The organism is Kitasatospora sp. NPDC040550, from assembly GCF_055594965.1.
The window spans coordinates 1-24,981 of the sequence record NZ_JBVIWC010000048.1 but is presented as its reverse complement, the minus strand read 5'-3'; the positions used below and the strand labels follow the sequence as shown (position 1 = coordinate 24,981).

The following is a 24,981-nucleotide window of genomic DNA, read 5'->3' as shown; positions in this document are numbered from 1 at the left end:
GGGTTCCCGCTCGGGGCCGGGGTCAGCTCGGGCGGCTGGCGGCCAGCAGGTCGTGCAGGAGCGGCAGCAGCTCCTCGGGGTCGGCCGCCGCGAGTTCGCTGAACGCCCCGCTGGAGCGGGCCAGCACGATCCCGGCGAAGGCGGCCGCGGCGAGCTCGGCCCGCAGCTGCGGCCGGTCCACCCGCTCGGCGGTGAAGCGCTCGCGCAGCGGGTCCACCATCCGCTCGTACAGGTAGGTGCGGGAGGCCTGCTGCACCTCGGTGTTGTCGCCGGGCAGCACCGCGGCCTGGAAGGACGGGCCGGGGCCGCGCTGGGTGAGCCGCACCAGCAGGGTGCGCAGCCGCTCCTCCTCCAGCAGGTCGGCCGGGGTCTCGTTGCCGAGTTCGAGCCGGACGGTGGCCAGGTAGAGCTGGGTCTTGCCGCCGAAGTACCGGGCGATCAACGCCGGGTCGACACCGGCCCGTTCGCCGATCTCCCGGGTGGTGGTGCGGTCGTAGCCGCGTTCGGCGAAGAGCTCCAGGGCCGCCTGGATCAGCAGTTCGCGGCTGCGGGCGGCGTCCCGGCGGCGCGGGGGCGCGGGCTCCCTACGGCCTTCGGTGCCCCCGGCCCGGACAGTGCCCCCGGCCCGGTCAGTGCCCCCGGCCCGGTCGGGGCCGCCGGACGACGCGGTCACCGTTCGGCCCCCGCCCGCAGCACGGGTACCTCGCCCTCGCCGGCCACGGCGTCGGCGATGCTCTCTTCCACCATCAGCTCCTCGTCCACTCGCACCCCGTTCCGGGCGGCGGCCGCGGCACTGACCCGCGGCAGGACGATCGTAGTCAGACCGATCACCACCCAGACCGCACAGCCGATCAGCGCGGCGTCCCGGTAGCCGCTGTCGGCGGGCAGCAACTGCCCGGGCGCGGTGTGGGCCTGGAGCACTGCGCCGCACAGGGCGCTGCCGGTGGAGTACCCGATGGTGCGCAGCAGCTGGTTGAAGCTGACCGCGCTGCCGACCTCCTGGGCGGGCACGGCGGCGACGATCAGACCCGGCATCACGGCGAAGGTGCAGCCCACCCCGAGCCCGGCGATCCCCATCACCACCAGGTGCTCCCACAGGTGGTCGCGGGCGAAGAGGAAGACCAGCATCGAGACGAGCGAGACGGCGCAGCCGATCGGCAGCACGAGGGCGGAGGAGGTGCGCCGGGTGAGGACGGGCACCATCTTGCTGGACAGCAGGCTGACCGCGGAGAAGGGAAGCAGCACCAGCCCGGCCACCACGACGGAGGCGCCCAGGCCGTAGCCGGTGCCGGTCGGGGTCTGGACGTAGCGGATCACCAGGGAGATCAGCAGGTACATTCCGACGCCCGCGACCAGGCCGGCCACGTCGGCGCTCAGCACCACGGGGTTGCGCAGGCTGCGCAGGTCGACCAGCGGGTGGGCGGTGCGCAGTTCGTGCCGGATCCAGGCGGCGAGCAGCAGCACCGACAGCGCGGCCACCGTCCACAGCCGGCCGGAGGCCCAGCCCCAGCTCTCGCCCTCGCTGAGCACCAGCAGCAGGCCGACCAGGGCGAGGCTGAGCAGGACGGTGCCGGGCACGTCGAGCGGCCGCCGTTCGCGGTGCTTGGCCGCGGGCAGCACCAGGACGGCCAGCAGCAGGGCCAGGCCGCTGATCACCGCGCCGAACCAGAAGCCCGCGTGGATGCCGAAGGACTGGGCGATCAGCCCGGTGACCGGGTAGCCCAGGCCGACGCCCGCCACGGTGGTGATGGACAGCAGGGCGACCGCCGAGCGGGAGGCCGCGGCGGGCAGGGCGTCCCGGGCGGTGGCGATGGCCAGCGGGGTGAGCCCGACGCCGACGCCCTGGAGGGCGCGGCCGGCGATCAGCCACCAGAAGCCGAGCGGCAGTGCGGCCAGCACGCTGCCGAGCACGACCACGGCGGCCGCCGCCAGGGTGACCGTACGGCGGTCCGGCCCGTCGCCGAGGCGGCCGAGCACCGGGGTGGCGATCGCGCCGACCAGCATGGTGATGGTCAGTGACCACTGGGCCTCGGCGAGCGAGACGTGGTCGACGGCGGCGATGGTCGGGATCATCGGGGCGCCGAGGCTGCTGATCACCGCCACCACGGCGCTGAGGAACACCAGGACGGGCACCAGGGCCCGCTCACGTCGCGTCGACAGGCCCGTCGGGGTCTCCATGGACGCGCCCTCCCTTTGTCACAGATCGAGAGTCCGAACCGGGAGCGGGACGCCGCCCCCGGGCCCCCGGGCACCGTTGGCCGAGGGATGTCACCAGCCGATGTCATCAGCTGATGTCTTCACATGATGACATGCTTCGGGAGGGCGACGGGAGCGGGGTCCGGGCCGGACCCCGTGGCGGACGCCGACCCGGGCCCGGGCGGGCGCCGGGCCGGGGCCGTCCGGGTGATAGCCCGGCCGGTTCCGGGCGGCTTCACCGGGAGCGGTCCGTACGGGTGGTTGGCTGTCCGGCGGGCTGCGGCCGACCGGCCGTCGACGGCCGAACGGAGCGTCGGCGCACGCCCGTTCCCTTCCCGGTGGCAGGCGGTCGACGAGCGGCGCCCCGCGGATCCCCGGGCGACTGGAGGTGATCGGTGGACACGGCGCGCGACGGTGACGAACCGCCGGGAAAGCGGCCCCGACGGCTCGCCGATGCGCTGGGCGCCCTCGGCGCGGCCCTCGGACGCGGCCGCGCCGCGGTCGCCGCCCGGCTGTCCGGCTCGGCGGCGGCCCTCGCCGAGCGGCTCGGCCGGCTGCCCGCGCCGCCCGGACCGTTCCGGCCCCGGTTCTGGCGCAGCCCGATCCGCGGGCCCTGGCTGACCTCGGTGTTCGGGCTGGTGCTGCTGGTCGGCATCCCGGTGCTCTTCGTGACCGGCGCCCTCTCGTACGCCGCCTACAACCCCGACCTCGACCCGCTCAACGACCAGACGCCGGACAAGGGCGTGCTCGGCTTCTACCTGTTCGACTGGCCCACCAGCCCGTCCTGGCTGTACCGGCTCACCCAGGGCGTGCACGTGACCCTCGGCGTCGTCCTGGTGCCGGTCCTGCTGGCCAAGCTGTGGTCGGTGATCCCCAAGCTGTTCGAGTGGCCGCCGGTGCGCAGCGCGGCCCACGCGCTGGAGCGGCTGTCGCTGCTGATGCTGGTCGGCGGCGCCGTCTTCGAGTTCGCCACCGGCATCCTCAACATCCAGCTCCACTACGTCCTCCCGGGCTCCTTCTACACCCTGCACTTCTACGGCGCGTGGGTGTTCATCGCCGCGTTCACCGTCCACGTCGCGCTCCGGCTGGGCCGGCTGGTCCGCGCCCTGCGGTCCCGCTCGCTGCTGGTGGAGCTGCGCACCGGCCGCACCGGCACCCGGCCCGAACCCCCGGACGCCGACGGGCTGGTGGCGCCCGAGCCCGCCCCGCCGACGATCGCCCGCCGCGGCGCGCTCGCGCTGGTCGGGGCCGGATCCCTGGCGCTGCTGGTGGTCACCGCGGGGCAGAGCATCGGCGGCCGGCTGCGCGGCACCGCCCTGCTGGCGCCGCACAACCGGGACCGGGACTCCGGGCCGAACGGCTTCCAGGTCAACAAGACCGCGGCCGCCGTCGGCGTCACGGCCGCGCTGGTCGGGCCGGACTGGCGGCTGGAACTCCACGGCTCCGGGCCTGTCCGGGTGTTCACCCGGGAGCAACTGCTCGCCCTGCCGCAGCGCTCGGCCCGGCTGCCGATCGCCTGCGTGGAGGGCTGGTCCACCGAGGACCAGCACTGGAGCGGACTGCCGCTCGCCGACCTCGCCGCCCTGGCCGGACTGCCCGACGCCGCCAACGTCCTGGTGGACTCGGTCCAGCCGCCCGGCCCGTACACCTCCGTGGTGCTCCGGGGCAACCAGATCCGCGACCCCCGCTCGCTGCTCGCCCTGCGCGTCAACGGCGCCGAGCTCTCGCTCGACCACGGCTACCCCGCGCGGATCATCGTCCCGGCCAACCCCGGTGTGAACAACACCAAATGGGTCGGCCGCCTGACCTTCCGGACGGGGCCGGCATGACCGGGCCGAGGAACCGACGGGAGGCCTTCACCCGCTGGTACGGCGCCGGACCGCTGCACCTGCTGGTGCTCCTCGCCTCCCTCGCCCTGACCGGCTACGCGGTCGAGCGGCTGGTGACGGTCCGGCCGCTCGCGGTGGCGGTCTGGTTCGTCGGCGCCGCCGTCGCCCACGACCTGATCCTGCTCCCGCTGTACTCGCTGGCCGACCTCTCGGCCCGGTCAGTGCTGCGCCACCGCGCCGCGCCGGCGCCGGCGGTGGGCTGGATCAACTTCCTGCGGGTCCCGGCGTTCCTCTCCGGCCTGCTGCTGCTCGTCTGGTTCCCGCTGATCCTCGACCTCTCCGCGCCCTACCCGGGCGCCACCGGGCTCTCGGAGGGGGTCTACCTCGGCCGCTGGCTCGCCGTCACCGCCGCCCTGTTCGGGGCCTCCGCCCTCGCCCTCGCGGTCACGCTGCGCCGCGCCCGGCGCCGGGGCGCCCGCGACGTTCGGGAACCGTAAGGAGGAGCTTCGCCCGGTCCGTCCCGGTCCGCTCCTACATTGGTCGGGGGCGGACTCCCGAGGAGAGGTTGACGAAGGTGACGGTGCATCAGGAGGGCCCCCGGGCCGAGCTGGGCGTGATCGGCGGTTCGGGGTTGTACGCGCTGCTGGAGGAGGTGGCGGAGGTACGGGTGGAGACGCCGTACGGTCCGCCGAGCGATGCGCTGTTCGTGGGGGAGGTGGCGGGGCGCCGGGTGGCGTTCCTGCCCCGGCACGGGCGGGGGCACGGGGTGCCGCCCCATCGGATCAACTACCGGGCGAACCTGTGGGCGCTGCGCTCGCTGGGGGTGCGGCAGGTGCTGGGGCCGTGTGCGGTGGGCGGGTTGCGGGCGGAGTTCGGGCCGGGGGTGCTGGTGGTGCCGGACCAGTTCGTGGACCGGACCTCGGGGCGGGTGCAGACCTTCTACGACGGCCGGCCGCTGCCGGACGGGTCGGTGCCGGGGGTGGTGCACGTGTCGATGGCGGATCCGTACTGTCCGGCGGGGCGGGCGGCGGTGCTGGGGGCGGCGCGTTCGGCGGCGTGGGAGCCGGTGGACGGCGGCACGCTGGTGGTGATCGAGGGTCCGCGCTTCTCCACCCGGGCGGAGTCGCGCTGGTTCGCGGCCAACGGCTGGTCGGTGGTCGGGATGACCGGGCACCCCGAGGCCGTACTGGCGCGTGAACTCGGGCTCTGCTACAGCTCGTTGGCTCTGGTCACCGACCACGACGCCGGGGTGGGGGCCGGTGAGGGCGTCACCCACGCCGAGGTGCTGGAGGTCTTCGCCGGGAACGTCGACCGGCTGCGCACCGTCCTGTTCAAGGCCCTGGAGGCCCTGCCCGTCGAGCGGGACTGCCCCTGCCCGCACGCCCTGGACGGCCTGACCACCGGTCTGCCCGGTGTCCCCGGTGACTGACCGCCCGGCGCTCACCCGGACCCTGCCCTGCGCGGCTGCCCTCGCCGCCCTGGTCGCCGCCCTCGCGGGGACCGTGACCGGCGGCGGCACGCTCGCCGACCGGGCGCCGCTGCACGACTGGTACGCCCTGGACGCCGCGCTCTTCGCCCTCGCCCTGCTCCTGCTGCGGCGGGTGGAGGAGCGCCGGGTGGCACCCCTCGTGCTGGTCGGGAGCGTGCTGGTCGCCGCCGTCGGGCTGCTCGCGCCGCCGCGCACCAGCGACGACGCCTACCGCTACGTGTGGGACGGCCGGGTCCAGGCCGCCGGAATCTCCCCGTACGCCCACGCCCCGGACGACCCGGCGCTGCTCCGGCTGCGCGACCCCGGCCTGTTCCCCGCCGGGGGCGACTGCACGGCCTGGGACGAGCACCGCACCGCGGCCGGGGACTGCACCCGGATCAACCGACCCGCCGTGCACACCATCTACCCGCCGGTCGCCGAGGCCTGGTTCCTCGCCGAGCACCCCTTCGGCGGCGGGGTGCGCGGCGTGCAGGTCGGCGGCGCCCTGCTGGCGGTCGCCACCACCGCCCTGCTGCTGCGGCGTGGTCGGCGGGCCGCGCTCTGGGGCTGGTGCCCGGGCGTGACGGTGTGGGCCGTCAACGACGCCCACGTCGACACCCTCGGCGCGCTGCTCATGGTGGCCGGGCTCGGCTGCGCCGCCCGCCGCCGGGCCGGGCCCGCCGGCGCCCTGCTCGGAGCGGCGGTCGCGACCAAACTGCTGCCCGTGCTCGCCCTGCCCGGGGCGTTCTCGGGCCTGCTCGCCCGGCGGCCCGCCAAGCGCGACCTGGTGCTGCTCGCGGCGGCCCTCGGCACCTTCGCCGTGGTCTACCTCCCGTACGTCGCGGCCTCCGGCGTCGGCGTCCTCGGCTACCTGCCCGGCTACCTGCGGGAGGAGGGCTACGAGCAGGGCCACCTGGAGCGCTTCGGCCTGGTGCGGGCCGTGCTGCCGGACCGCTGGGCGCCGTGGGCGGCCGCCCTGGTGCTGGCCGCGGTGGTGCTGTGGGTGCTGCGCCGGGGCGACCCGGACCGCCCCTGGCGCGGCGCGCTGCTGGTCACCGGGACGGCCCTGCTGCTGGTCGCGCCCAGCTACCCCTGGTACGGGCTGCTGGTGGTGGCCCTGGTCGGGCTGGACGGGCGGTGGGAGTGGCTGGCCGTCCCGGCCGCCGGGCAGGTGCTCTACCTGGTGGGCGGCGAGGACGCCCAACGCACCGCGTACGGCGCCGCGCTGGCCTGTGTGCTGGCCGTCCCGGCGCTGCGCGCACTGGCCGGGGTTCCGGCGCGGGTTGTGGGGCGGGTCCTGGGGTCGCGGCCGGTGCGCGAGGGCGGGCCGGAGATGACGAAAGTCTGACGGGACGCCCCCGCCACTGGCCCCGGACCGGCCCGACCTGGTCGAATCGTCGCGTGGACAGTACAGACGAAGAGGGCCGGGGCACCCCGGTCGGGCGCCGGGTGGTGCTCGGGCTGCTCGGCCTCGGGGCGCTCGGCGTGGCCGCCGGGCCGTTCCTCCAGCGGGTGGAATCCGGGCTGGCGGAGCGCGACCCGAGCGGCCTGTCCGGGCTGCTGCCCGGCAACAACGGCTTCCGCTACTACTCGGTGGTGACCTCCGTCCCCGAGCGGACCGCCGCCGACTACACCCTCACCGTGGGCGGCCTGGTCGAGCGCCCCGCCACCCACCGGCTCGCCGACCTCCAGGCCATGCCGCAACGGCGGCTGGTCAAGGACGTTCAGTGCGTCACCGGCTGGCGGGTGCCGGACACCCCGTTCGAGGGGGTGCCGCTGGCCCACCTGCTGGACGCCGCCGGGGTCCGGCCGGGCGCGAAGGCGGTGCGCTTCGACTGCTTCGACGGCGCGTACAGCGAGAGCCTCACCCTCGAACAGGCCCGGCGCGACGACGTGCTGGTCGCGCTGCGCCTGGAGGACAAGCCGATCAGCCACGACCACGGCGGGCCGGTGCGGCTGTACGTCGCGCCGATGTACTTCTACAAGTCCGCGAAATGGCTCTCCGGGATCACCGTCACGGACTCCGTCCAGCCGGGGTACTGGGAGGGCAACGGATACGACGTCGACGCCTGGGTCGGCCGGTCGAACGGGCGGGACGATGCACCGACGAGCTGAACTGGTCCTGCGCTTCACCCGGGCCGAGCGCTGGGTGCACCGCACCACCGCCGCGCTGATGGGCGTCTGCCTCGCCACGGCCGCCTGCCTCTACCTGGGGCCGCTGGCCGTGCTGGTCGGCAACCGGCCGCTGGTGGTCACCGTGCACGTCTGGTGCGGCCTGGCCCTGCCGGTGCCGCTGCTGCTCGGGCTCGCCTCCCGGGCGCTGCGCGCCGACTTCTCCCGGCTGAGCCGCTTCACCCCGGCGGACCGGCAGTGGCTGCGCGCCCTCCGGGCCCGGGCCGGGCACCGACCGGCGGGCAAGTTCAACGCCGGGCAGAAGCTGTACGCCCAGTGGACGCTCGGCTCGATGCTGGTGATCGTCGGCACCGGCCTGCTGATGTGGCTCACCCACCTCGCCCCGCCGGCCTGGCGCACGGGTGCGACCTTCGTGCACGACTGGCTGGCCGCCGCCATCGCCGTGGTGATCGCCGGGCACGTCCGGATGGCCTGGCGGGACGGCGAGTCACGCCTCGGGATGCGCACCGGCCTGGTCGAGCGCGCCTGGGCCGAGCGTGAGCACCCGCAGTGGCGCCCCGCCCCGCCGGAGCCGGTGCGGACGACCGCCACCGGGGAACGGCGGGAGTAGCCCGCCGCGCCGCCTCACCGCCTCACCGCCGCGCCGCACGCCGCCCCGGTCGCGGGAGGGGCAGCAGCAGTCCCCACACGTCGCGTTCGGCCGTGGCCGACCAGACCATGTCGCCGTGGCCGTAGTCCGGCACCACCAGGTAGTCGACCTTGGCACCGCCCCGGTCGATCAGCCGGGCGCCGAGGTCGTGGTCCCCGCGGCCGAACTCGGCGTTCAGCCAGACCACTTCGGCCCGGATGGCCTCCCAGTCGAGCAGGTCGGGGCCGGCCCGGCCGGCCCAGAGCGCCGCCAGGTCGCGCAGTAGCGCGGTCGGCTGGAGGCCGCTGCCGAGCCGGGCGACCGCCTGCTGCCAGACCGGGAGCGGGGAGTGGGCCAGGGCGAAGCGGTCCTCGGTGGGGGCCGCGCCGAAGGTGTAGCTGCCGGTGCTGTGGCCGCGGTGGTGGATCCAGTTGGCCGGGCCGGGCAGGTCCCGGGTGCGGATGAGCGCGTAGTGCAGCAGCCCGAGGTTGCTGAACGGAGCCGCGCCGTCCACCGGCCGGGGCAGTCCGCTCGGGGCGTCCGGGGCGGCGGCCGCGCGGGCGAACAGGCCCTTGAGCCCGGGGTCGACGGTCCAGTCGCCGGCCGCCAGCCGCTCGTCCAGCAGGTCGTGCAACTCCTCGGCGTGGGCCTGCAGTTCAGGCTCCCGCTGCGGGTCGTACGGGCCGGTGGTGTCGAGCACCAGCACCCGCTGCGGGCCCTCGCCGCCGGTCCGGGCGGCGGTGGCCAGGGCGAGCGCGGCCCCGGCCGAATGGCCGAGCAGTTCGTACGGCAGGCCGGTGACGGAGCCGGCGGCGGCGACGACCCGTTCGAGGTCCGCCCGCTGCCCGTCCAGGCTCCAGTCGGCGCACCGGGGGCCGATCCGGTCGGGGGTCAGCGCGTCCTCGCGCGGGGTGGTGCCGAGCACCAGGCAGCCGTGGTCGGCGAGGAAGCGGGCCAGGCTGCGGCCCTGTGCGGTGCAGTAGTCGGCGGCGACGTTGAGGCCGCCGCCCGGCAGCAGGTGGACCACCCGGTCCGCGGTGCGCGGGTTGCCGAGGACGTCGACGGTGAACCGGTCCCCGGGCGGTCCGACCGGGACGGCGAGCCGGTGGTGGTCGCGGTCGACCCGTACCACCGCCGGGTCACCGCACCCGAGTGCCGCCGCCAACTCCCCGACGATGTCGCCGCCCACCGCTGCCCCCTCCTGTGCCCGGCCGCCCGGTACGCCGGACGGTGCGCACCAGTGTGACGCATGCTCCGGACGGGTCCGCCGGTCGGTGGGCCCGGCCCCCGGGCGCTCTCAGCCCTTGCGCAGGGCGAGGAAGCGGCGGCCGTGCGAGGTCCAGCGCTCCGCCTCCGCCAGGCCCGCGGCCCGGGAGCGGCGCAGGGTGGCGGCCGTGCCGAGCCGGGCCCAGGGGAAGGCCGGGCCGAGCCGGCCGTCCGGCCCCTCCACCCGGACGACGGCCCGCTCGTCCACCTCCTCCGGCTCCACCTCCACCAGCAACAGCCCGTCCGGGGCGAGGAGTTCGGCACTCCGGCGGAGCAGTGCGTCCGGGTCGCCGCCGATGCCCAGGTTGCCGTCGGCGAGCAGGGCGGCGCCCCAGCGGCCCTCGGCGGGCAGCCGGTCGAACACCGAGCGGCAGAGCGCGGCGCCGCCGAGGCCCACCGTGCGGGCCACCGCCGCCCTGGTCACGTCCACACCGAGCGCGGGCACCCCGAGGGCGAGCAGCTCCGCGACCAGGCGGCCGGGGCCGCAGCCGAGGTCCAGGACGGGCGCGGCGAGCCGGGCACAGCGCCGCAGCAGGCTGTGGTCGGCGCCCGCCGCCGGGGCGCACCAGCGCTCGATGTCCAGGTGCAGCCGCCGGCCGTCCTCGCGGCGCAGCCAGAGCGGGCCGAAGCCGGTGCGGACGGCCTCGGCGAAGGGGTCGTCCACCCAGGGCGCGGCGAGGCTCAACCCGCCACCTCCGGAACGGGGTCGAGGGCGCGCAGCCGCGCGGCGAAGCGGCTGTGCGGGGCCTGCTCGGCGACCAGCCGGGCGTCCTCGACGGTGTCCACGTCGGTCAGTTCGGGCAGCCGGTGGACCGTCAGGCCGGCCTGCGTCAGCCGGTGCAGCAGGGCCGCGCCGGTGCCGGGCGTGGACATCGGCACGCCGTGCAGCAGCCGGGCCGCCAGCCGCTCGCTCGGCCGGGCCAGGCCCAGGGCCCAGAACCCGCCGTCGGCCGCCGGGCCGTACCAGGCGTCGAGACCGGGCCGCCGGGCGGCGGACAGCGGCTCGGCCAGCACGGCCGGGTCCAGCTGCGGGGTGTCCATGCCGACCAGCAGCGCCGGGGCGTCCGGGGCCAGCCGGGCGGCGTGGGCGAAGGCGGCTGCCAGCCGGAGGTCCAGGCCGCCGGCGCACTGGGGGACGACCTCCCAGCCCGGCGGCAGCCAGCCGCCCGGCTCGCCGTCCAGGACCAGCAGCCGCCGCCCGGCGGGCATCGCGGCCAGGGCGTGCAGGGTGTCGGTCAGGGCCGCCTCGGCCAGTGCCGCGGCCTGCACGGGGGTGCAGGGCGGGGTGAGCCGGGTCTTCACCCGGCCTGGCACCGGCGCCTTGGCGATCACCAGCAGGGTCGGCGGCGGTGCGGCCAGGACCGCGCGCATGTCGCGGACGGCCTGTCGGGTGCCGCGCAGGGTGCCGGTCACCTTGGAGCGGCCCGCGCGCGGCAGGTAGTCGACCGGGGTCTCGGCGATCCGCAGCCCGGCGGCCGAGGCGGCGAGCACCATCTCCAGCGGGTAGCCGGAGCGCCGGTCGCCGAGCCCGAGGGCCAGCAGCCGCTCGCGACGGGCAGCCCGCATCGGGCCGAGGTCGTGCAGCGGGGCGCCGGTGCGGGCCCGCAGCCGCCGGGCCAGCACGGCGTTGGCGAGCCGGGCGTGCACCGGCCAGGCGCCGGCGGTGGCCGGTCGGCGGCGGCCGAGGACGAGGTCGGCGGTGCCGGCCAGCACCGGTCCGGTGACCCGGGGGAGTTGGGCGGGGTCGAGCGAGCCGTCGCAGTCCATGAAGCAGACCAGTTCGGCGGTGGCGGCGCGCAGCCCGGCGTGGCAGGCGGCGCCGAAACCGCGCCGGGGCTCCTCGACCACGGTCGCTCCGAGCGAGCGGGCCAGTTCGGCGGAGCCGTCGCGCGAACCGTTGTCCACCACGACGGCCCGCCAGCCGGCCGGGATGCGTCCGAGCACCCAGGGCAGGGCGGCGGCCTCGTCCAGACAGGGCAGCACGACGTCGACGACCGGAGTGAGGGGGAGGGGAGGAGTCACGCCGGTCACGCTAACCGCGCCCGAGGCCGTCGGAGCCGAGCCGCGCCCTTACGGAAGTACGACGTCGGGGCGGTGCGCCCCGTTCGGGGGACGGCCGGGGAGCCGCCGAGCCGGGCAGGGGGATCTTACGGAACGCGGACGTGCCGTCCCGGTGGCCGCCGGCGGCCGTCGTCGGCTCGTATCCTCGGCGAGGTGAACGAGAGCCCCACCGCCGCCGCACCGGCGCCCGCCACTGACCCGGAGCCTGACACCGGCACCGAACCGACGCCTGCCACCACCGGCCCGGCGCCCGCCGCCGGACCGACCCGGCCCGGCCGCATCCTGGTGGTCGACGACGACCCCACGGTGGCCGAGGTCGTCGCCGGCTACCTGACCCGCGCGGGCCACCACGTCGACCGCGCCGCCGACGGCCCCCGGGGCCTCGCCCTGGCCCGCACCGCCCCCCGGCCGGACCTGGTGGTCCTGGACCTCATGCTGCCGGGCATCGACGGCCTGGAGATCCTCCGCCGGCTGCGCACCGACCCGGACGGCGCCGAGCTGCCGGTCGTGCTGCTCACCGCCAAGGGCGACGAGACCGACCGGATCCTCGGGCTCGAACTCGGCGCGGACGACTACGTCACCAAGCCGTTCAGCCCGCGCGAGCTCGTCCTGCGGGTCCAGTCGGTGCTGCGCCGCTCCCGCGCGGGCGCGGCGGGGGCGGCGGCCGGGCCGGCGGGGCCGGGCGGCGGGCGGCTGGTCTCGGGCGACATCGCGCTCGACCCGCAGGCCCGCCGGGCGTACCGGGGCGGCCGTGAACTGGCGCTGACCCTGCGGGAGTTCGACCTGCTGGCGTTCCTGCTCCGGCACCCGCACACGGTGTTCTCCCGGCAGGAGCTGATGGAGCGGGTCTGGGGCTGGGACTTCGGCGACCTCTCCACGGTGACCGTCCATGTGCGCCGGGTGCGCGAGAAGATCGAGGACGACCCGGCCGCGCCGAGGCTGGTCTCCACGGTGTGGGGCGTCGGCTACCGCTACGACCCGGCGCCGGCCGAGGGCGCGCACACCGGCGCGAAGGGCGGCCCGGCGTGAAGGACCTGCTGCTGATCGCGCTGTTCGCCGCGCTCGGCGCGGGCGGGGCGGGCCTGCTCGGCTGGGCGGCCGTCCGGCTGCTGCGCCGCCGCTCGCTCGCGCTGTCGCTGTTCTGCGTCGCCGCCGTGACCGTGCTGGCGGTCACCTCCGGGACCTTCGCGGTGGCGCAGGCGATGTTCCTGTCCCGGCACGACCTCGGGGTGGTGATCACGGTGCTGGCGATGGCCGCCGTGGTCTCGCTGGCCACCGCCGCGCTGCTGGGCCGCCAGGTGGTGGCCGGGAGCCGGGCGCTGACGGTGGCCGCCCGGACGGTCGGCAGCGATGCCGGATTCGCCGCGCCCGAGCGCCCGCTCGGCCTGGAACTGGCGCAGCTCGGCGCCGAGTTGGCCGCCACCAGTGCCCGGCTGGCCGAGTCCAGGGCGCGCTCGCAGGCCCTGGACACCTCCCGGCGGGAGCTGATCGCCTGGATCTCGCACGACCTGCGCACCCCGCTGGCGGGCCTGCGCGCCATGGCGGAGGCCCTGGAGGACGGCGTCGCCGAGCGCCCCGAGGAGTACCTGCGGCGGATGCGGACCGAGGTCGAACGGCTCACCGGGATGGTCGACGACCTCTTCGAGCTCTCCCGGATCCAGGCGGGCGCACTGGCCCTGTCGGTGTCCCGGGTGTCCGTGTACGACCTGGTCGACGAGGCGCTCGCCGGGGCCCACCCGCTGGCCCGGCAGCGCGGGGTCCGGCTGGAGGGCGGGCAGGTCGCCGCCGAGCCCGTCGAGGTGGACTCCGGGGAGATCACCCGGGTGCTGGGCAACCTGCTGGTCAACGCGATCCGCTCCACCCCGGAGGACGGCGTGGTCGCGGTCTCCGCCCGCCGGGAGGCGGACGAGGTGGTGCTCGCCGTCACCGACGGCTGCGGCGGCATCCCGGAGCCGGACCTGCCCCGGGTGTTCGAGACGGGCTGGCGCGGCAGCGCCGCCCGCACCCCGCCACCGGCCGGCCCGGGCGGTGCCCGGGAACGGGGCGAGGGCGGCGCCGGGCTCGGGCTGGCCATCGTCCGGGGCATCGTGGAGGCCCACGCCGGGCAGGCCCGGGTTCGCAACGTCGCCGGGGGCTGCTGCTTCGAGATCGTCCTGCCGGCCGCCCGGGGCTGAACGCCTCCGGGCGGCCGGGCCGCCCTCGCTCGGCAGCCCGCCCTCGCTCGGCAGCCTGCCCGCGCCCGGCGTTCGCCCGGCGTCCGCCCGGAGGCGCTCAGGCGCGCTGCGCCGCCGCCGCGAACTCCACCATGCCGTCGGCGAAGCCCACCCGGGCCCGCCAGCCCAGCTCCGCGCGCAGCCGCGCGGAGTCCGCGGTGATGTGCCGGACGTCGCCGAGCCGGTACTGCCCGGTCACCACCGGCGCCGGCCCGCCGTGGGCGGCGGCCAGGGCCCCGGCCATCTCGCCGACCGTCCGGACCTCGCCGCTGCCCGTGTTGTACGCCCGCACGCTGCCCGGGGCCCGGTCGCCGACCGCCGTGAGCGCGGCCAGGTTGGCCGCCGCGACGTCCCGGACGTGGACGAAGTCCCGGCGCTGCCCGCCGTCCTCGAACACCCGCGGCGCCTCGCCCCGGGCCAGCGCCGAGCGGAACAGCGAGGCCACCCCCGCGTACGGGGTGTCGCGCGGCATCCCCGGCCCGTACACGTTGTGGTAGCGCAGCGTCAGGAGCCGCCCCCCGCAGGCGCGGGCCCAGGCGCCGGACAGGTGTTCCTGGGCGAGCTTGGTGGCGGCGTAGACGTTGCGCGGGTCGGCCGGGGCGTCCTCGGCGACCAGGCCGGGGCGCAGCCCGGCGCCGCACTCGGGGCACGGCGGCTCGAAGCGTCCGGCGTCCAGCTCGCCGGGGTGCCGGGGGCCGGGGGAGACCTCCCCGTGTTCGGGGCAGCGGTAGCGGCCCTCGCCGTAGACCACCATCGACCCGCCGAGGACGAGGCTGCGCACCCCCGCCCGGGCCATGGCGGCGAGCAGGACGGCGGTGCCCAGGTCGTTGCAGCCCGCGTAGGCGGGCGCGTCGTCGAGGTCCAGGCCGAGCCCGACCATGGCGGCCTGGTGGCAGACCGCGTCCACCCCGGCCAGTGCGGCCTCGACCGCCTCCGCGTCCCGGACGTCCCCGTGCCGGAAGTCGACGCCGTCCGGCAGCGGGGGCACCGCCCCGGTGGGGTGGACGGCGGGCAACAGCGCGTCCAGCACGCGGACTTGGTGGCCGGCCGCCGCGAGGGCCCGTACCACGGCCGAACCGATGAAACCGGCGCCGCCGGTGACCAGAATCCTCATGACCGGGGACGCTACCGCCCGCGGCCCCGGCGAACGGCCGATCCGGGGGCCGTGTCACGCTTCGGTAAGGAACCGGGCGGGGGCGCCCCGGTCGACGGCGAGGTAGCGCTGGGTAGAGATGACATGTACGCTGCGTGTCGCCGGATGAACAGTCGACGGGCCCGGCCGCTGCTCCGTGGGGGGAGTCACGCCCAGGCCCGGTCGCCGGTCGGGGCCCGGTCGCGCTCGTGGGGGAGTGGCGGCCGGGCCCGTATCCGGATGTCAGTACTGTGCCCGCCGGCGTGCCCCGCCAGACCTGACAACCGTCCAGCGGGAGCCCGGTTCCAGGCGCATCCGTCCAGAACGGCCGCTCGGCGGACCGGAGTTGAACGGGCCCCGGATGCGGGCGTCAGCCGCGGGCGGCGGTGATCTTCTGGCGCAGCGCGTCGAGCAGGTCCTGGAGCAGCGCGATGGTGCCCTGGTCGACCAGGTTGCCCGCCTCGTCGAAGCGCTCGTGCGAGCGGAAGACGATGAGCTCGGGCTTGACCACCACGTCGCTGTGCGTCCAGATGAACACCTGGCGCAGAGCCAGCTGCGCCCGGACCGAACCGAAGTTGGTCGGCGCGGCCCCGAGGATCGCGATCGGCTTGCGCTGCAGCGGCAGGCCCTCGGTCTTGGTCCAGTCGGTGCTGACCCAGTCGAGCGCGTTCTTCAGGACGCCGGGGACGGAGTAGTTGAACTCCGGCGTGGCGATCAGCAGTCCGTCGGCCGCGGTGATCCGGTCGCGCAGCTCCTGCACGACGGCGGGCCGGGCCTCGGGGGTGTCCAGGTCGAAGTCGTAGGGCGGGATCTCCCGCAGGCGGTCGTAGAGCTCGATCTCCAGGCCGCCCGGGTTGTGCTTGCGGGCGGCGTGCAGCAGGGCGGTGTTGTGGGAGTCGGCGCGCAGGCTGCCGGAGATGGCGAGGATCGTGGGAACGGTCACGGCTGGTCCTTCCTCGGAACGACGGGGAACCGACCGGCCCCCCGGTTTTCGACCGTAGGGGCGGCGCGAGAGCCCAGGAGGAGGCCGGACGCGCCAGCGGGGGGACCATCGGCGCCAAGGGGGACCGTTCGCGCCAGGAGGGGGACCGTTCGCGACCGGCGGGTGCCACGGCCTTGATTTCTGGCGTGCCATTAGAATCGCGCCCTGTGCACAGAGACACGGTTCCCGCCCACCTGGTGCGGCTCGTCCGCAGCAGCGCGCTCCGGCTGGGGATAGCCCCGCAGGAGATCGCGCTGGCCACGGGGCTGGAACCGGCCGCGCTCGCCGACGACCTGACCAGGGTCCCCACCACTGCGATCAACCGGATCTGGGAGCTGATCTTCCTCCGGGGCGGGGACGGGGCCGGTCTGCTGGTCGCCGGGAACGTCCCGCTGGGCAGCCTGCACGCCTGGGACTACCTGGTCACCAGCGCCCCCACCCTGGCCGACGGCCTGCGGGAGGGGGCCCGGTGGATCAGCGCGCTGACCGATCCGGCCGTCTCGCTCGACGTGGTCGAGGACGGCCGCCACCTCACCCTGCACTACCACGGGCTGCCGTTCCGGGACGGCGTGGACCGGGAGATCAGCGTCTTCGCCCTGGCCACCTTCCTGCAGCGGATGCGGGAGGCCGGCGGCGCCTCCGCCGGCCCGGTCCGGGTCGCCTTCGCCCACCCGGCACCCCGGCGGCACCGGCACCTGGTCGAGGCCTTCGGCACCGCCCGGATCGACTTCGACCAGCCCACCAACGCGATCGTCCTGCTCGACGCCGGGCAGGGGGCCGCCACCGCGGACCCGGAACTGGCCCGCATCATGCGGCGCTACGTCGAGATGGGCCTGGCCACGGCCCGCCCGGCGCCCGACTGGCGCGACACCTTCCGGGCCGCCCTGGCCGAGGCCCTCGCCGAGGACCTGCTCTCCCTGGACCGGGTGGCCGGCCGACTCGCGGTGAGCCCGCGGACCCTGCAGCGCCGGCTCAGCGACCACGGCACCACCTGGCGCGAGGAGATCGACGCCGTCCGCCACGAACAGGCCGCCCGGCTGCTGCGCGACACCCGGCTCCCGGTCCAGTCGATCGCCGCCCGCCTCGGCTACGCCGACCCGCGGGCCCTGCGCCGGGCGTTCCAGCGCTGGACCGGCCACACCCCGGACACCTACCGCAAGTCGGCGGTGCCGCTGCCGGCCGCCGCCGAGCGCGGCTGACCTCCCGGCCGCCCGCGGGTGGCGGCCGTGGCGTGAGGGCCGTGGCGCGAGCTGTCCCCCTGTTGGCGCCCCGGGCCAGTCCACCCGCGGCCCGACCCGTCCTAGCGTTCCACGGGCGGCGCGGTGATCGACCGCCCCCGCCGGGCCCCGCGGTGCGGCCCGGCGCCCGGCAGCCGCCCAGGACCCTCGGAGGAAGCACCATGACCACGTTCGTCCTCGTCCCCGGTTCGTTCCGCGGCGGCTGGTGGTACGAGCCGCTCGCCGGTGAACTGCGCCTGTACGGCCATCGGGTGCACCCGCTGACCCTGACCGGCCTCGGGTCCCGGCGCCACCTGTCCGGCGCGGCGGTGAACCTGGACACCCACGTCCAGGACGTGGTGTCGCTCCTGGAGGCGGAACGGATCGAGGACGCGGTGCTGGTCGGACACGGCTACGGCGGGATGCCCGTCACCGGGGCGGCCGACCGGGTGCCGGAACGGGTCGACACCCTGGTCTACCTGGACGCCTTCGTGCCCGGCGACGGGGACTCGGCCTGGAGCCTGAGTTCCGCGGCCCGGCAGCGGCGGCTGCTGGCCGGCGTCGGAGCGGACGGCCACTCGGTGGCGCCGCCGCCGCCCGCGCTCCGGGCCGATCCCCGGCTCACCGCCCACCCGTTGGCCTCCCAGCTCCAGCGGATCCGGCTCACCGGTGCCCAGGACCGGGTGCGGCAGCGGGACTACGTCCACCTGGCCGGGGCCGCGGAGTCCGCGCGGCCGTCGGCCGGCGCGCTCCGTGACCGGCTCGCCGGGGATCCCGGCTGGACGGTGCACGAGCTCGCCGCCGGGCACGATGTGGTGGCCGAGGCCCTCGACGAACTGGTGGACCTGCTCCTGGCCGTGGGGGAGCCGCCCCGCCCGGTGGGCCGGCGCTGCGAGCGGTGGACCCGCACCCGCGGGTCCGGCTGACGGCGGCGCGTACGACGGCGGCGCGCGCCGGGTCGGGCCGTCAGAGGCGCAGTTCCATCCGCTGCTCCACGGTGTCCAGGCCGAACTTGTGGGCCGGGCGGGAGAGGGTGAGCTCGAACCCGGCCGTCGCGTACAGGTGGTGGGCGGCGTCGAGGCCGGCGATCGTCCAGAGCAGGACGCCCTCGTACCGGCGGTCGCGGGCCTCGTCCAGGGCGAGTTCCAGCATCCGGCGGCCCAGGCCCCGGCCGCGGGCCACCGGGTCGAGGACCACCCAGCGGAGCTGGCCCCAGCCGGGGCGCTCCTCGGCCCGGACCAGGCCGACGGCGCCGACGACCCGGCCGTCCAGCTCGGCGACCCACAGCCGCCCGGGCGACGCGGAGCCCTCGACGACCCTGGCCAGCACCAACTCGGCCATGCCGGCGGCGACGTAGGCCTCCATGGTGGCGTCCATGCCGTACTCGCGGGTGTACAGGACACCGTGCAGGGCCGCGACGGCGCCCAGGTCTCCGGGCCGGTCGGCCTCGCGGACGGTGACGGTTCCGGGTGCGGTGGTGGCCATGACTCCATCCCCTTCTGGTGAAACAGTCGTTTCAGTGGAACGATAGACCACGTGCCCACCCCAGCCGACGCACCCAGCCGCCCCGCGCCGCGCCGCCCGTCGGTGCGCCGCGAGGACCTGCTCGCCGCGACCGTCCGCTACGTCGCCGAGCACAACGTGTCCGACCTCTCGCTGCGCCCGCTCGCGGCCGAGATCGGTACCAGCCCGCGTGTGCTGCTCTACCTCTTCGGCTCGAAGGAGGAGCTGGTCCGGGCGGTGCTGGCGGTCGGCCGGGCCGAGCAACTGGCGCTGCTGGAACGCTCGGAGGAGGAGGGCGGCGGTGCCCGGGAGACCCTCGAACGGCTCTGGGCCTGGCTGGCGGACCCGGAACACCGGGGCGCGCTGCGACTGTTCTTCGAGGGGTACGTCCGCGCCTTCGGGCACGTCGAACCCTGGCGGGACTTCGGCGCCGCCTCGCTGGCGGAATGGCTCCCGCCGCTGGCCCGGGTGCTCGACGGCACCCGGGCCAACCCCACCGTGGTGCTCGCCGTGCTGCGCGGGCTGCTGCTGGACCTGCTGGCCGGCGAGGGGGAGGCTCACGCCCCCCGGGTGCGGGCCGCCTGGCGGGACTTCCTGGACGCCACCCTCGACTGAGTCTGCTGAGGCCGCCGACGCCGCACCGCTGCCGCCGGGCCCGGAGCCGGGGAGCTCAGACCATCCGAGCGGTGGTGGGGGTGTCCGCCCCCTGGCGGCGGGCATCGCGCCGGGCCAGCCCCGGGGTCGGGCCGGTGCCCAGGACCCGGCCGGCACCGAGGGCCAGCCAGCTGCCCGGCGGGGCGCCCTCGGGCGCGGACGCGGCCAGCGCGGCCGCGAGTTCGGTGCCGCACGGCGCCGGTGCCGGGCCGGGCCGGCCCTCGCGCCAGCGGGCGGTGGTGCGCTCGCCGCCCGAACGCCACCGCCAGTACAGGTGCTGGGCGACGATCAGCGGGCCCAGCGCGGTCAGCAGCGGGAAGCCGCCGGACAGCACGCCGAGGGCGAAGCAGGCGCTGACGGCGCTGGTCACCAGGACGCCCGCGAGCGCGGCGGACCACGCCGCCGCCCGGCCGTACGCCTTCGCCGCGACCAGCGGGAACAGGACGAGCAGCAGCAGGTCACCGAGGCCGACCGCAACCGGCCGCTCCCCGCCGGTGAGGGCCAGCACCGGCGCGAACGGGCGGTCCTGGACCTGCGCGAAGAAGCGCGTCGTGGTGTCGGTGAGCGTGGTGGCGGCCAGGTCGTACACGGTGAGCGTGGCGGCCAGGGCCGCGGTGTGCCCGGCCCGCAGGCCGCTCTGCGTCCACAGGTTGGCGACCCCGACCACCGCGACGGCGATCAGCAGGCCGCTGCCCGCCCGGGCGCCGCCCGGGTGGCCGGTGAGGGCGGCGAGCGCGGTGGCGGCGGTGCCGCCGAGGGCGACGCCCCAGGACCACGGCGTGGCCCGTAGCCCGGCGGTGGTGAGCAGCGGGGCGAGGGTGAACTGCACGGCCAGGCACAGCACCAGGCCGAACACGGCGGAGACGGCCGCCCCGGGCAGCGCGGCGTACAGCAGCGGCGCGACGACCACACCGGCGCACAGCACGGCGACGTCGCCCCCGGTGTACACCCCGACCGGCGGCCGGGGCATCCGGACCCGGGCCAGGTAGCGGGCCGCGACGGCGATCTCGACGGCGACGGCGGCGCTCAGCGCGGTGAGCGCGAGGGGGCTGACGCTCATTCAACGCCTCCTGGGGTCGGTGGCGCCCGGTGCCTCGAAGCTGTGCTCGCGCAGGTCGGCGCGCACGGGCGCGGTCGGCGGCATGGTGGCCCGGTCCTCGTGCGGCACGATGGCGGACAGCCGCAGACCGGCCGCCGCCGCCCGCTCCTCCAGCCGCCCGAGCAGGGCGGTCGCGGGCAGCCGGGGGACCAGCAGGTGCAGCCGGGCCGGGCCCGCCGGCCCCCCTGGTCCCTCGGTGAGCGCGTACCGGGCGGGCAGCGGGACTTCGGGCTCGGCCTCCACCAGGTCGAGCACCTCGCGGGTGGTGACGGCCGTGCTCAGCGGGCCGGACCAGCGGCCGAGGATCCCGGAGGTGGCCGGCAGATGGGCGAGTTCGCAGTCCGGCGGCCCGTCCGGGAGGCGGACCAGGTCCCCGGTGGCGTACCGCAGCAGCAGGGTGCACTCGCGGTAGGGCACGTACGGGGTGTGCACCACGGTGCCGATCCCGCCCGGGGCGGTCGGCTCCCCGCTGACCGGGTCGAGCACCTCCAGGTGCCCGAACTCGGTGGTGTGGTGCAGATGGCCCTCGGTGCAGGGGCTCGCGCCCGAGGGCAGGATCTCGGTCATCAGGTACGCCGAGTCCACGGCCGCGCCGAACACCGCCTCGGCCCGGCGGCGCAGCGGCGCGGACAGCACCTCGCCGCCGACGCTGATCGACTCCAGCCCGAAGTCGCCGCTCTGCCACTTCTGTTGCTCGGCCTCCTGGACCAGGGCGGCCAGGTAGGAGGCGGAGGTGGTCAGGTGGGTGATCTGCGGGGCCCGGCCGGGCAGGCCGAGCGGGGCGGCCAGCCGGTCCAGCGCCAACGCCGGGTCGACGGTGCCGAACTGGACGAAGCCGGCGCCGGCGCGGGTGGTCGACTCCTCGGCGTAGACCAGCGGCAGGGTGGCGCGCGAGCAGCCCGCGTAGGCGACGGTGTGGCGCGGCCGCAGGCCGAGACCGAGCACGGCGGAGATGGTGCTGAACGCGATGGCGCTCTCGATCTCGGCCCGGGAGAACCACACCGCGGTGGGGGCGCCGCTGGTGCCGGTGGTGAGCGCCATCAGGGCGGGCGTGGCGGCGGCGGAGACGAACGCGGCGGGCAGCGCTTTCAGCGCCTGCTTGGGGGTGACCGGCACGCGCGACCAGTCCTCCGGCTCCAACTTCGCCGGATCGAGGTCGAGTTCGGCGAACCGCCGGCGGTAGTAGGCGGTGTGCCGGACGGCGGCGCGGGCGGTGGCGCGCAGGCTGCGCCGGGTCACCTCGCGGCGCAGCTGGGGGTCGACCTGCCCGGCCCGGCCGGGCAGCAGCGCCGAGTCCTCGCCGGGCTCGCCGAACTCGGCGATGGTGTCGACCAGGTCGCGGGCGAGGCGCTCCAGGTCGCCGGGGCGGATCCGGCGGTTCGTCAGGATGGCTGCGCCGTAGCGCAGTTGGCTCATGGCGGTCGCGAACAAGCGGGCTCCCCGGGCCAGGGTCGGACGGTGGACCACCCGGCCCTGGCCGGGGTCGGCCGGATCAGGCCATGTGCAGGAACATCGCCGCGGTGAGGGTGCTGTAGGCGTACTTGAGGTAGTGCTTGACCATGATCGGTTCCTCCTCCGTGCGGGCGTGCGGCCGCAGGGGTCGCGCGCTGCGGTGTCGCCCGCGGCCGGGAAGTGGTCGGCGGGCAGCGGCAGTGTAGGCACGGGACGGGGTTCCGGAACAGCCCATGTGCATGGGTAATTCCCTGCCGATTCACCTCAGTTGTCGTCGAGTGCCGGTGGAGCAGTGCCCGCCGGTGCTCAACTACGCTCCAGTGGACCAGAGTTGAATCCCCTGGAAGTCCAGGTCCGGGAAGTCGTAGGCGAGCGGCAGTCCGGTCATGTCCGCTCGGGCGGGGGTGGTGGGCCGGGGCGTCAGGCGCGGTCGAGCGCCTCGTCGATCCTGGCGGCCATGGCGGTCATGGCCGGGCTCGCGGGGGTGCGGATCCGCAGCGCGGCGTCCACCGCGACCCGGATGACGGAGCGGAAGTTCTCGGCCTCGCCCGGGGTGACGTCCCCGAGCAGGGCGGCCGAGGCGGCGAGGGCGGGGAAGACCTGGTCGGCGATGTCGGCGGTCGACCTGCCGCCCAGCTTCAAGCCCTTGGGCTTCTCGGCCAGGACGCGTCCGGTCAGGCCGGTGGCGGAGCTGAGGGCCTTCCCGGCGGCCATGCCGGCCCGGGCGGAGGAGAACGCCCCGGGGTCGGCGGCGGCCATCAGGGCGACGACGCCGTGGGCGGCGGTCTGGACGGTCAGCTTCTGGCTCTGGGTGAGGGCGGGCTCGCCGCCGCCCGGCCGGGTGCCCGGCAATGCGGCGGTCAGTCGCGCGGTCGCCTCGCGCTGGACGGTGGCGCCGGCGGCGAGGAAGTCCGCGATGGTGGCGAGTTCGGTGTCGCTGTAGCGGGCGTACAGCTCGTCCATGCCGCTCATGAAGTGCTCGAAGTGCGGCGCGAGGGCCTCGGCCGGGGCCTCCGGGGCCTCGATGAGCACGCTGCGCTTGTCGGCGGGGTTGGGGATCCGCCGGGCGAAGCCCTTGCGCTGGAGCCGGTCGACCAGCCCGGTGACCGAGGCCGGGGCGAGCCCGGAGTGCTCGCCGAGTTCGCGCGCGGTGAGCGGGCCGAAGCGCTGGAGCAGGTCGATGGCCTTCTCCTCGGTGCTGCTCAGTCCGTGCAGCTGCGCGAGCGCGCTGTGGAACATAACCGCGGCCGTGCTCAGCTCCCGCCCGGCGGTGTTGAGCCGGGCGATGAGCTCGCCGCGCGAGGGCTGGTCGGTGGTCGTCATGCGCCCAGATTAGCAAGCTGCTTCGCTTCGCCGAACTACTTGTTTCGCCACGCCGAACTACTTGCTATGCTTCTTTCGTCCGAACGAAATACTTTGGGGCGGTGCGACCACGGTCGGGGCCCGCCGCCATCCCTCCGAACGATCGAAGAAGGCCATGCCCAAGCAGCGCACCGCCCTGCCCGACGGAGCCCAGGCGCCCGCCGCCGCCTCCCCGGACACCCCGCCCGTCCACCGCCGCCGCAGCCTCGCGATGCTCGTCCTGATCGTCGCGTCCTTCATGGACCTGCTCGACGCCACCATCGTCAACGTCGGCCTGCCCGCCATCCAGGAGGACGTCCACGCCACCCCCGGCCACCTGGAATGGGTCGTCGGCGGCTACACCCTGGCGTTCGCGATCGTCCTGATCACCGGCGGACGGCTCGGCGACATCATCGGCCGCCGGACGGTGTTCCTCTCCGGGGTCGCCGGCTTCACCGCCTCCTCGCTCGCCGCCGCACTCGCCCAGAGCGGCGACACGCTGGTGGCGGCCCGGGTCGTCCAGGGTGCCTTCGCCGCCCTCATGGTTCCCCAGGTCCTCGCGTCCGTGCAGGCCCTGTACCGGCCCAGGGAACGCGCCGCGATCCTCGGCATCATCGGCGCCGTCTCCGGGATGGCAGCCGTCGCCGGCCCGCTGCTCGGCGGCTGGCTCGTCTCCGCCGACGCCTTCGGCATCGGGTGGCGCAGCATCTTCGTCATCAACGTCCCCGTCGGCCTCGCCCTGCTCGTCGCCGCCCGGCGCCTGGTGCCCGACACCCGCTCGGCCCACCCGCTGCGCCTGGACGTCCCCGGCCTGCTGCTCGCCTCCAGCGGCCTGTTCCTCCTGGTCTTCCCACTGGTGGAGGGCCGGGAGTCGGGCTGGCCCGGCTGGATCCTGGCCATGCTGGCCGCGTCCCCGGTGGTGCTCGGCGGGTTCGTGGTGAACCAGCGGCGCCGGATGCGCCGGGACGGCTCGCCGCTGGCGCCGATGCACCTGTTCGGCAAGCGGGGCTTCGTCGCCGGCAGCGCCGTCCAACTGTGCTTCTCCGGCGCCATGGCCGGGTTCTTCCTGATCCTCGCCCTCTACCTGCAACTCGGCCTGCACTTCTCCGCCATGGCCTCCGGGCTCACCCTGCTGCCGTTCACCGGGGGCGCCTTCCTCGGCTCGGCCGTGTCGGTGCCGCTCGCCCGGACGGCCGGCAAGCCGCTCGTCGTGCTGGGCGCCCTGATGCAGGCCGGCGGCGCCGCCTGGGTGCGCCAGGTGGTCGACTCCCACGGGGCCGGCCTGTCCGGCTGGGACCTGCTGTGGCCGCTCGCCCTGGCGGGCGTGGGCCTGGGCCTCCTCGTCGTGCCGCTGGTCGACCTCGCCCTGGCGACCGTCGATGTCCGCGAGGCCGGGGCCGCCTCCGGGGTCTACAGCACCTTCCAGCAGTTCGGCGCGGCCCTCGGCGTCGCCGTCACCGGCGTCGTCTTCTTCGGCCGGACCCACGACGGCTACGACCCGACCGTCCTGCGCACCGCCCTGCTGGCCGGCGCCCTGGTCTGCGTCGCCGGCTACCTCCTCGCCGCCCTCGCGGGCCTGTTCCTGCCCGCCAGCCGGCTGGCCCGGCCCGAACCGGCCGACGAGGAGGAGACCGGCGACCTCCTGCCCTCCGCCCGCTGACCGCTCGCCCGCTGACCGCTCACCGCTGGACCACTCACCACTCACCGCTCGCCCGCTGACAGTGAGGATGTTCATGAGCGTCTCCCGGCGGGGCCTGACCCACCCTCTGACTGACCTCGGGTCCTCAACGGGATCTGTCGGCCCCGT

General features: G+C 76.1%; 24 protein-coding genes and 1 pseudogene. 12 read left to right on the top strand and 13 right to left on the bottom strand.

Features of this window, described 5'->3' with window-relative positions:
• Positions 1-22: 22 nt before the first annotated feature.
• Together ACZ58X_RS39115 and ACZ58X_RS39110 are read right to left on the bottom strand one after the other, a co-directional pair.
• Positions 23-673 carry a TetR/AcrR family transcriptional regulator gene (locus ACZ58X_RS39115; protein WP_470338328.1) on the bottom strand — a complete coding sequence of 217 codons (651 nt, stop codon included), beginning with the start codon at positions 671-673 and terminating at the stop codon, positions 23-25.
• Positions 670-2,178: an MFS transporter gene (locus ACZ58X_RS39110; RefSeq protein ID WP_470338327.1), complete on the bottom strand. Its 1,509-nt coding sequence runs from the start codon at positions 2,176-2,178 to the stop codon at positions 670-672. Before ACZ58X_RS39110 ends, ACZ58X_RS39115 begins: the two co-directional genes overlap by 4 nt.
• A 530-nt stretch (positions 2,179-2,708) precedes the next feature.
• Between ACZ58X_RS39110 and ACZ58X_RS39105 the strand changes: the two genes are divergently transcribed.
• From ACZ58X_RS39105 to ACZ58X_RS39080, 6 genes are all read left to right on the top strand, one after another.
• Positions 2,709-4,025 (top strand): molybdopterin-dependent oxidoreductase, encoded by a 1,317-nt coding sequence (locus ACZ58X_RS39105; RefSeq protein WP_470338340.1) that lies wholly within the window; start codon positions 2,709-2,711, stop codon positions 4,023-4,025.
• Complete coding sequence (locus ACZ58X_RS39100; RefSeq protein ID WP_470338326.1) at positions 4,022-4,522, top strand: hypothetical protein; 501 nt, start codon at positions 4,022-4,024, stop codon at positions 4,520-4,522. The genes ACZ58X_RS39105 and ACZ58X_RS39100 overlap by 4 nt, the downstream gene beginning before the upstream one ends.
• Before the next feature lie 83 nt (positions 4,523-4,605).
• Complete coding sequence (locus tag ACZ58X_RS39095) at positions 4,606-5,454, top strand: S-methyl-5'-thioadenosine phosphorylase (protein WP_470338339.1); 849 nt, start codon at positions 4,606-4,608, stop codon at positions 5,452-5,454.
• Positions 5,447-6,841, top strand: coding sequence for a glycosyltransferase 87 family protein (locus tag ACZ58X_RS39090; protein WP_470338325.1), 1,395 nt, complete (start codon positions 5,447-5,449; stop codon positions 6,839-6,841). The genes ACZ58X_RS39095 and ACZ58X_RS39090 overlap by 8 nt, the downstream gene beginning before the upstream one ends.
• 53 nt (positions 6,842-6,894) lie before the next feature.
• A complete protein-coding gene (locus ACZ58X_RS39085) occupies positions 6,895-7,608 on the top strand; it encodes a molybdopterin-dependent oxidoreductase (protein ID WP_380522985.1) in 714 nt (237 codons plus the stop codon).
• Positions 7,592-8,236, top strand: coding sequence for a cytochrome b/b6 domain-containing protein (locus ACZ58X_RS39080; RefSeq protein ID WP_470338324.1), 645 nt, complete (start codon positions 7,592-7,594; stop codon positions 8,234-8,236). Before ACZ58X_RS39085 ends, ACZ58X_RS39080 begins: the two co-directional genes overlap by 17 nt.
• A gap of 22 nt (positions 8,237-8,258) precedes the next feature.
• Here ACZ58X_RS39080 and ACZ58X_RS39075 read toward each other — a convergent pair whose 3' ends face one another.
• The 4 genes and pseudogenes from ACZ58X_RS39075 to ACZ58X_RS39060 form a co-directional block, all read right to left on the bottom strand.
• On the bottom strand, positions 8,259-9,443 hold the full coding sequence (locus ACZ58X_RS39075) for a thioesterase domain-containing protein (RefSeq protein ID WP_470338323.1): 1,185 nt from the start codon (positions 9,441-9,443) through the stop codon (positions 8,259-8,261).
• A 108-nt stretch (positions 9,444-9,551) separates the two neighbouring features.
• Positions 9,552-10,205 carry a methyltransferase domain-containing protein gene (locus ACZ58X_RS39070; protein ID WP_470338322.1) on the bottom strand — a complete coding sequence of 218 codons (654 nt, stop codon included), beginning with the start codon at positions 10,203-10,205 and terminating at the stop codon, positions 9,552-9,554.
• Complete coding sequence (locus ACZ58X_RS39065) at positions 10,202-10,729, bottom strand: TIGR04282 family arsenosugar biosynthesis glycosyltransferase (RefSeq protein WP_470338338.1); 528 nt, start codon at positions 10,727-10,729, stop codon at positions 10,202-10,204. Before ACZ58X_RS39065 ends, ACZ58X_RS39070 begins: the two co-directional genes overlap by 4 nt.
• 108 nt (positions 10,730-10,837) lie before the next feature.
• Positions 10,838-11,542 (bottom strand): annotated as a pseudogene (locus tag ACZ58X_RS39060) (glycosyltransferase family 2 protein); the annotation flags it as partial.
• 192 nt (positions 11,543-11,734) lie between these two features.
• Here ACZ58X_RS39060 and ACZ58X_RS39055 point away from each other — a divergent pair.
• Positions 11,735-12,610, top strand: a complete 876-nt coding sequence (locus tag ACZ58X_RS39055; RefSeq protein WP_470338321.1) for a response regulator transcription factor — start codon at positions 11,735-11,737, stop codon at positions 12,608-12,610.
• A complete protein-coding gene (locus ACZ58X_RS39050; RefSeq protein WP_470338320.1) occupies positions 12,607-13,755 on the top strand; it encodes a sensor histidine kinase in 1,149 nt (382 codons plus the stop codon). Before ACZ58X_RS39055 ends, ACZ58X_RS39050 begins: the two co-directional genes overlap by 4 nt.
• Positions 13,756-13,852: 97 nt before the next feature.
• Here the strand turns inward: ACZ58X_RS39050 and ACZ58X_RS39045 are convergent, their stop codons facing one another.
• Both ACZ58X_RS39045 and ACZ58X_RS39040 read right to left on the bottom strand, forming a co-directional pair.
• The gene (locus tag ACZ58X_RS39045) at positions 13,853-14,908 is read right to left on the bottom strand and encodes an NAD-dependent epimerase/dehydratase family protein (protein WP_470338319.1); all 1,056 of its coding nucleotides are present in this window, start codon (positions 14,906-14,908) and stop codon (positions 13,853-13,855) included.
• A gap of 388 nt (positions 14,909-15,296) precedes the next feature.
• The gene (locus ACZ58X_RS39040) at positions 15,297-15,869 is read right to left on the bottom strand and encodes an NADPH-dependent FMN reductase (protein WP_470338318.1); all 573 of its coding nucleotides are present in this window, start codon (positions 15,867-15,869) and stop codon (positions 15,297-15,299) included.
• A 206-nt stretch (positions 15,870-16,075) separates the two neighbouring features.
• On the opposite strand from ACZ58X_RS39040, the gene ACZ58X_RS39035 reads away from it, so the two are divergent.
• On the top strand, positions 16,076-17,107 hold the full coding sequence (locus ACZ58X_RS39035; RefSeq protein WP_470338317.1) for an AraC family transcriptional regulator ligand-binding domain-containing protein: 1,032 nt from the start codon (positions 16,076-16,078) through the stop codon (positions 17,105-17,107).
• A 200-nt stretch (positions 17,108-17,307) separates the two neighbouring features.
• The gene (locus ACZ58X_RS39030) at positions 17,308-18,051 is read left to right on the top strand and encodes an alpha/beta fold hydrolase (protein ID WP_470338316.1); all 744 of its coding nucleotides are present in this window, start codon (positions 17,308-17,310) and stop codon (positions 18,049-18,051) included.
• 40 nt (positions 18,052-18,091) lie between these two features.
• Here the strand turns inward: ACZ58X_RS39030 and ACZ58X_RS39025 are convergent, their stop codons facing one another.
• Positions 18,092-18,610 carry a GNAT family N-acetyltransferase gene (locus tag ACZ58X_RS39025; RefSeq protein ID WP_470338315.1) on the bottom strand — a complete coding sequence of 173 codons (519 nt, stop codon included), beginning with the start codon at positions 18,608-18,610 and terminating at the stop codon, positions 18,092-18,094.
• Positions 18,611-18,661: 51 nt separating this feature from the next.
• Here ACZ58X_RS39025 and ACZ58X_RS39020 point away from each other — a divergent pair, with 51 nt between their 5' ends.
• Positions 18,662-19,243, top strand: a complete 582-nt coding sequence (locus tag ACZ58X_RS39020) for a TetR/AcrR family transcriptional regulator (RefSeq protein ID WP_470338314.1) — start codon at positions 18,662-18,664, stop codon at positions 19,241-19,243.
• Between the two features lie 55 nt (positions 19,244-19,298).
• On the opposite strand, the gene ACZ58X_RS39015 is transcribed toward ACZ58X_RS39020, so the two are convergent.
• From ACZ58X_RS39015 to ACZ58X_RS39000, 4 genes are all read right to left on the bottom strand, one after another.
• On the bottom strand, positions 19,299-20,342 hold the full coding sequence (locus ACZ58X_RS39015) for a hypothetical protein (RefSeq protein WP_470338313.1): 1,044 nt from the start codon (positions 20,340-20,342) through the stop codon (positions 19,299-19,301).
• The gene (locus ACZ58X_RS39010; RefSeq protein WP_470338312.1) at positions 20,343-21,812 is read right to left on the bottom strand and encodes a phenylacetate--CoA ligase family protein; all 1,470 of its coding nucleotides are present in this window, start codon (positions 21,810-21,812) and stop codon (positions 20,343-20,345) included. It lies immediately after the preceding gene.
• Positions 21,813-21,873: 61 nt separating this feature from the next.
• Positions 21,874-22,068 carry a hypothetical protein gene (locus tag ACZ58X_RS39005; RefSeq protein ID WP_470338311.1) on the bottom strand — a complete coding sequence of 65 codons (195 nt, stop codon included), beginning with the start codon at positions 22,066-22,068 and terminating at the stop codon, positions 21,874-21,876.
• Positions 22,069-22,253: 185 nt separating this feature from the next.
• A complete protein-coding gene (locus ACZ58X_RS39000; RefSeq protein WP_470338310.1) occupies positions 22,254-23,156 on the bottom strand; it encodes a MarR family winged helix-turn-helix transcriptional regulator in 903 nt (300 codons plus the stop codon).
• A gap of 154 nt (positions 23,157-23,310) precedes the next feature.
• Between ACZ58X_RS39000 and ACZ58X_RS38995 the strand changes: the two genes are divergently transcribed.
• Entirely contained in the window at positions 23,311-24,834 is a 1,524-nt protein-coding gene (locus ACZ58X_RS38995; RefSeq protein ID WP_470338309.1) for an MFS transporter, read from the top strand.
• Positions 24,835-24,981 lie beyond the last annotated feature (147 nt).

What these genes read in the sequence shown, in the direction of transcription:
- ACZ58X_RS39110 (WP_470338327.1), bottom strand. Translation starts at nt 2,178, where the DNA reads ATGGAGACCCCGACGGGCCTGTCGACGCGACGTGAGCGGGCCCTGGTG.
- ACZ58X_RS39100 (WP_470338326.1), top strand. Translation starts at nt 4,022, where the DNA reads ATGACCGGGCCGAGGAACCGACGGGAGGCCTTCACCCGCTGGTACGGC.
- ACZ58X_RS39080 (WP_470338324.1), top strand. Translation starts at nt 7,592, where the DNA reads ATGCACCGACGAGCTGAACTGGTCCTGCGCTTCACCCGGGCCGAGCGC.
- ACZ58X_RS39065 (WP_470338338.1), bottom strand. Translation starts at nt 10,729, where the DNA reads ATGCCCGCCGGGCGGCGGCTGCTGGTCCTGGACGGCGAGCCGGGCGGC.
- ACZ58X_RS39045 (WP_470338319.1), bottom strand. Translation starts at nt 14,908, where the DNA reads ATGAGGATTCTGGTCACCGGCGGCGCCGGTTTCATCGGTTCGGCCGTG.
- ACZ58X_RS39030 (WP_470338316.1), top strand. Translation starts at nt 17,308, where the DNA reads ATGACCACGTTCGTCCTCGTCCCCGGTTCGTTCCGCGGCGGCTGGTGG.
- ACZ58X_RS39025 (WP_470338315.1), bottom strand. Translation starts at nt 18,610, where the DNA reads ATGGCCACCACCGCACCCGGAACCGTCACCGTCCGCGAGGCCGACCGG.
- ACZ58X_RS39015 (WP_470338313.1), bottom strand. Translation starts at nt 20,342, where the DNA reads ATGAGCGTCAGCCCCCTCGCGCTCACCGCGCTGAGCGCCGCCGTCGCC.
- ACZ58X_RS39005 (WP_470338311.1), bottom strand. Translation starts at nt 22,068, where the DNA reads ATGGGCTGTTCCGGAACCCCGTCCCGTGCCTACACTGCCGCTGCCCGC.
- ACZ58X_RS39000 (WP_470338310.1), bottom strand. Translation starts at nt 23,156, where the DNA reads ATGACGACCACCGACCAGCCCTCGCGCGGCGAGCTCATCGCCCGGCTC.
- ACZ58X_RS38995 (WP_470338309.1), top strand. Translation starts at nt 23,311, where the DNA reads ATGCCCAAGCAGCGCACCGCCCTGCCCGACGGAGCCCAGGCGCCCGCC.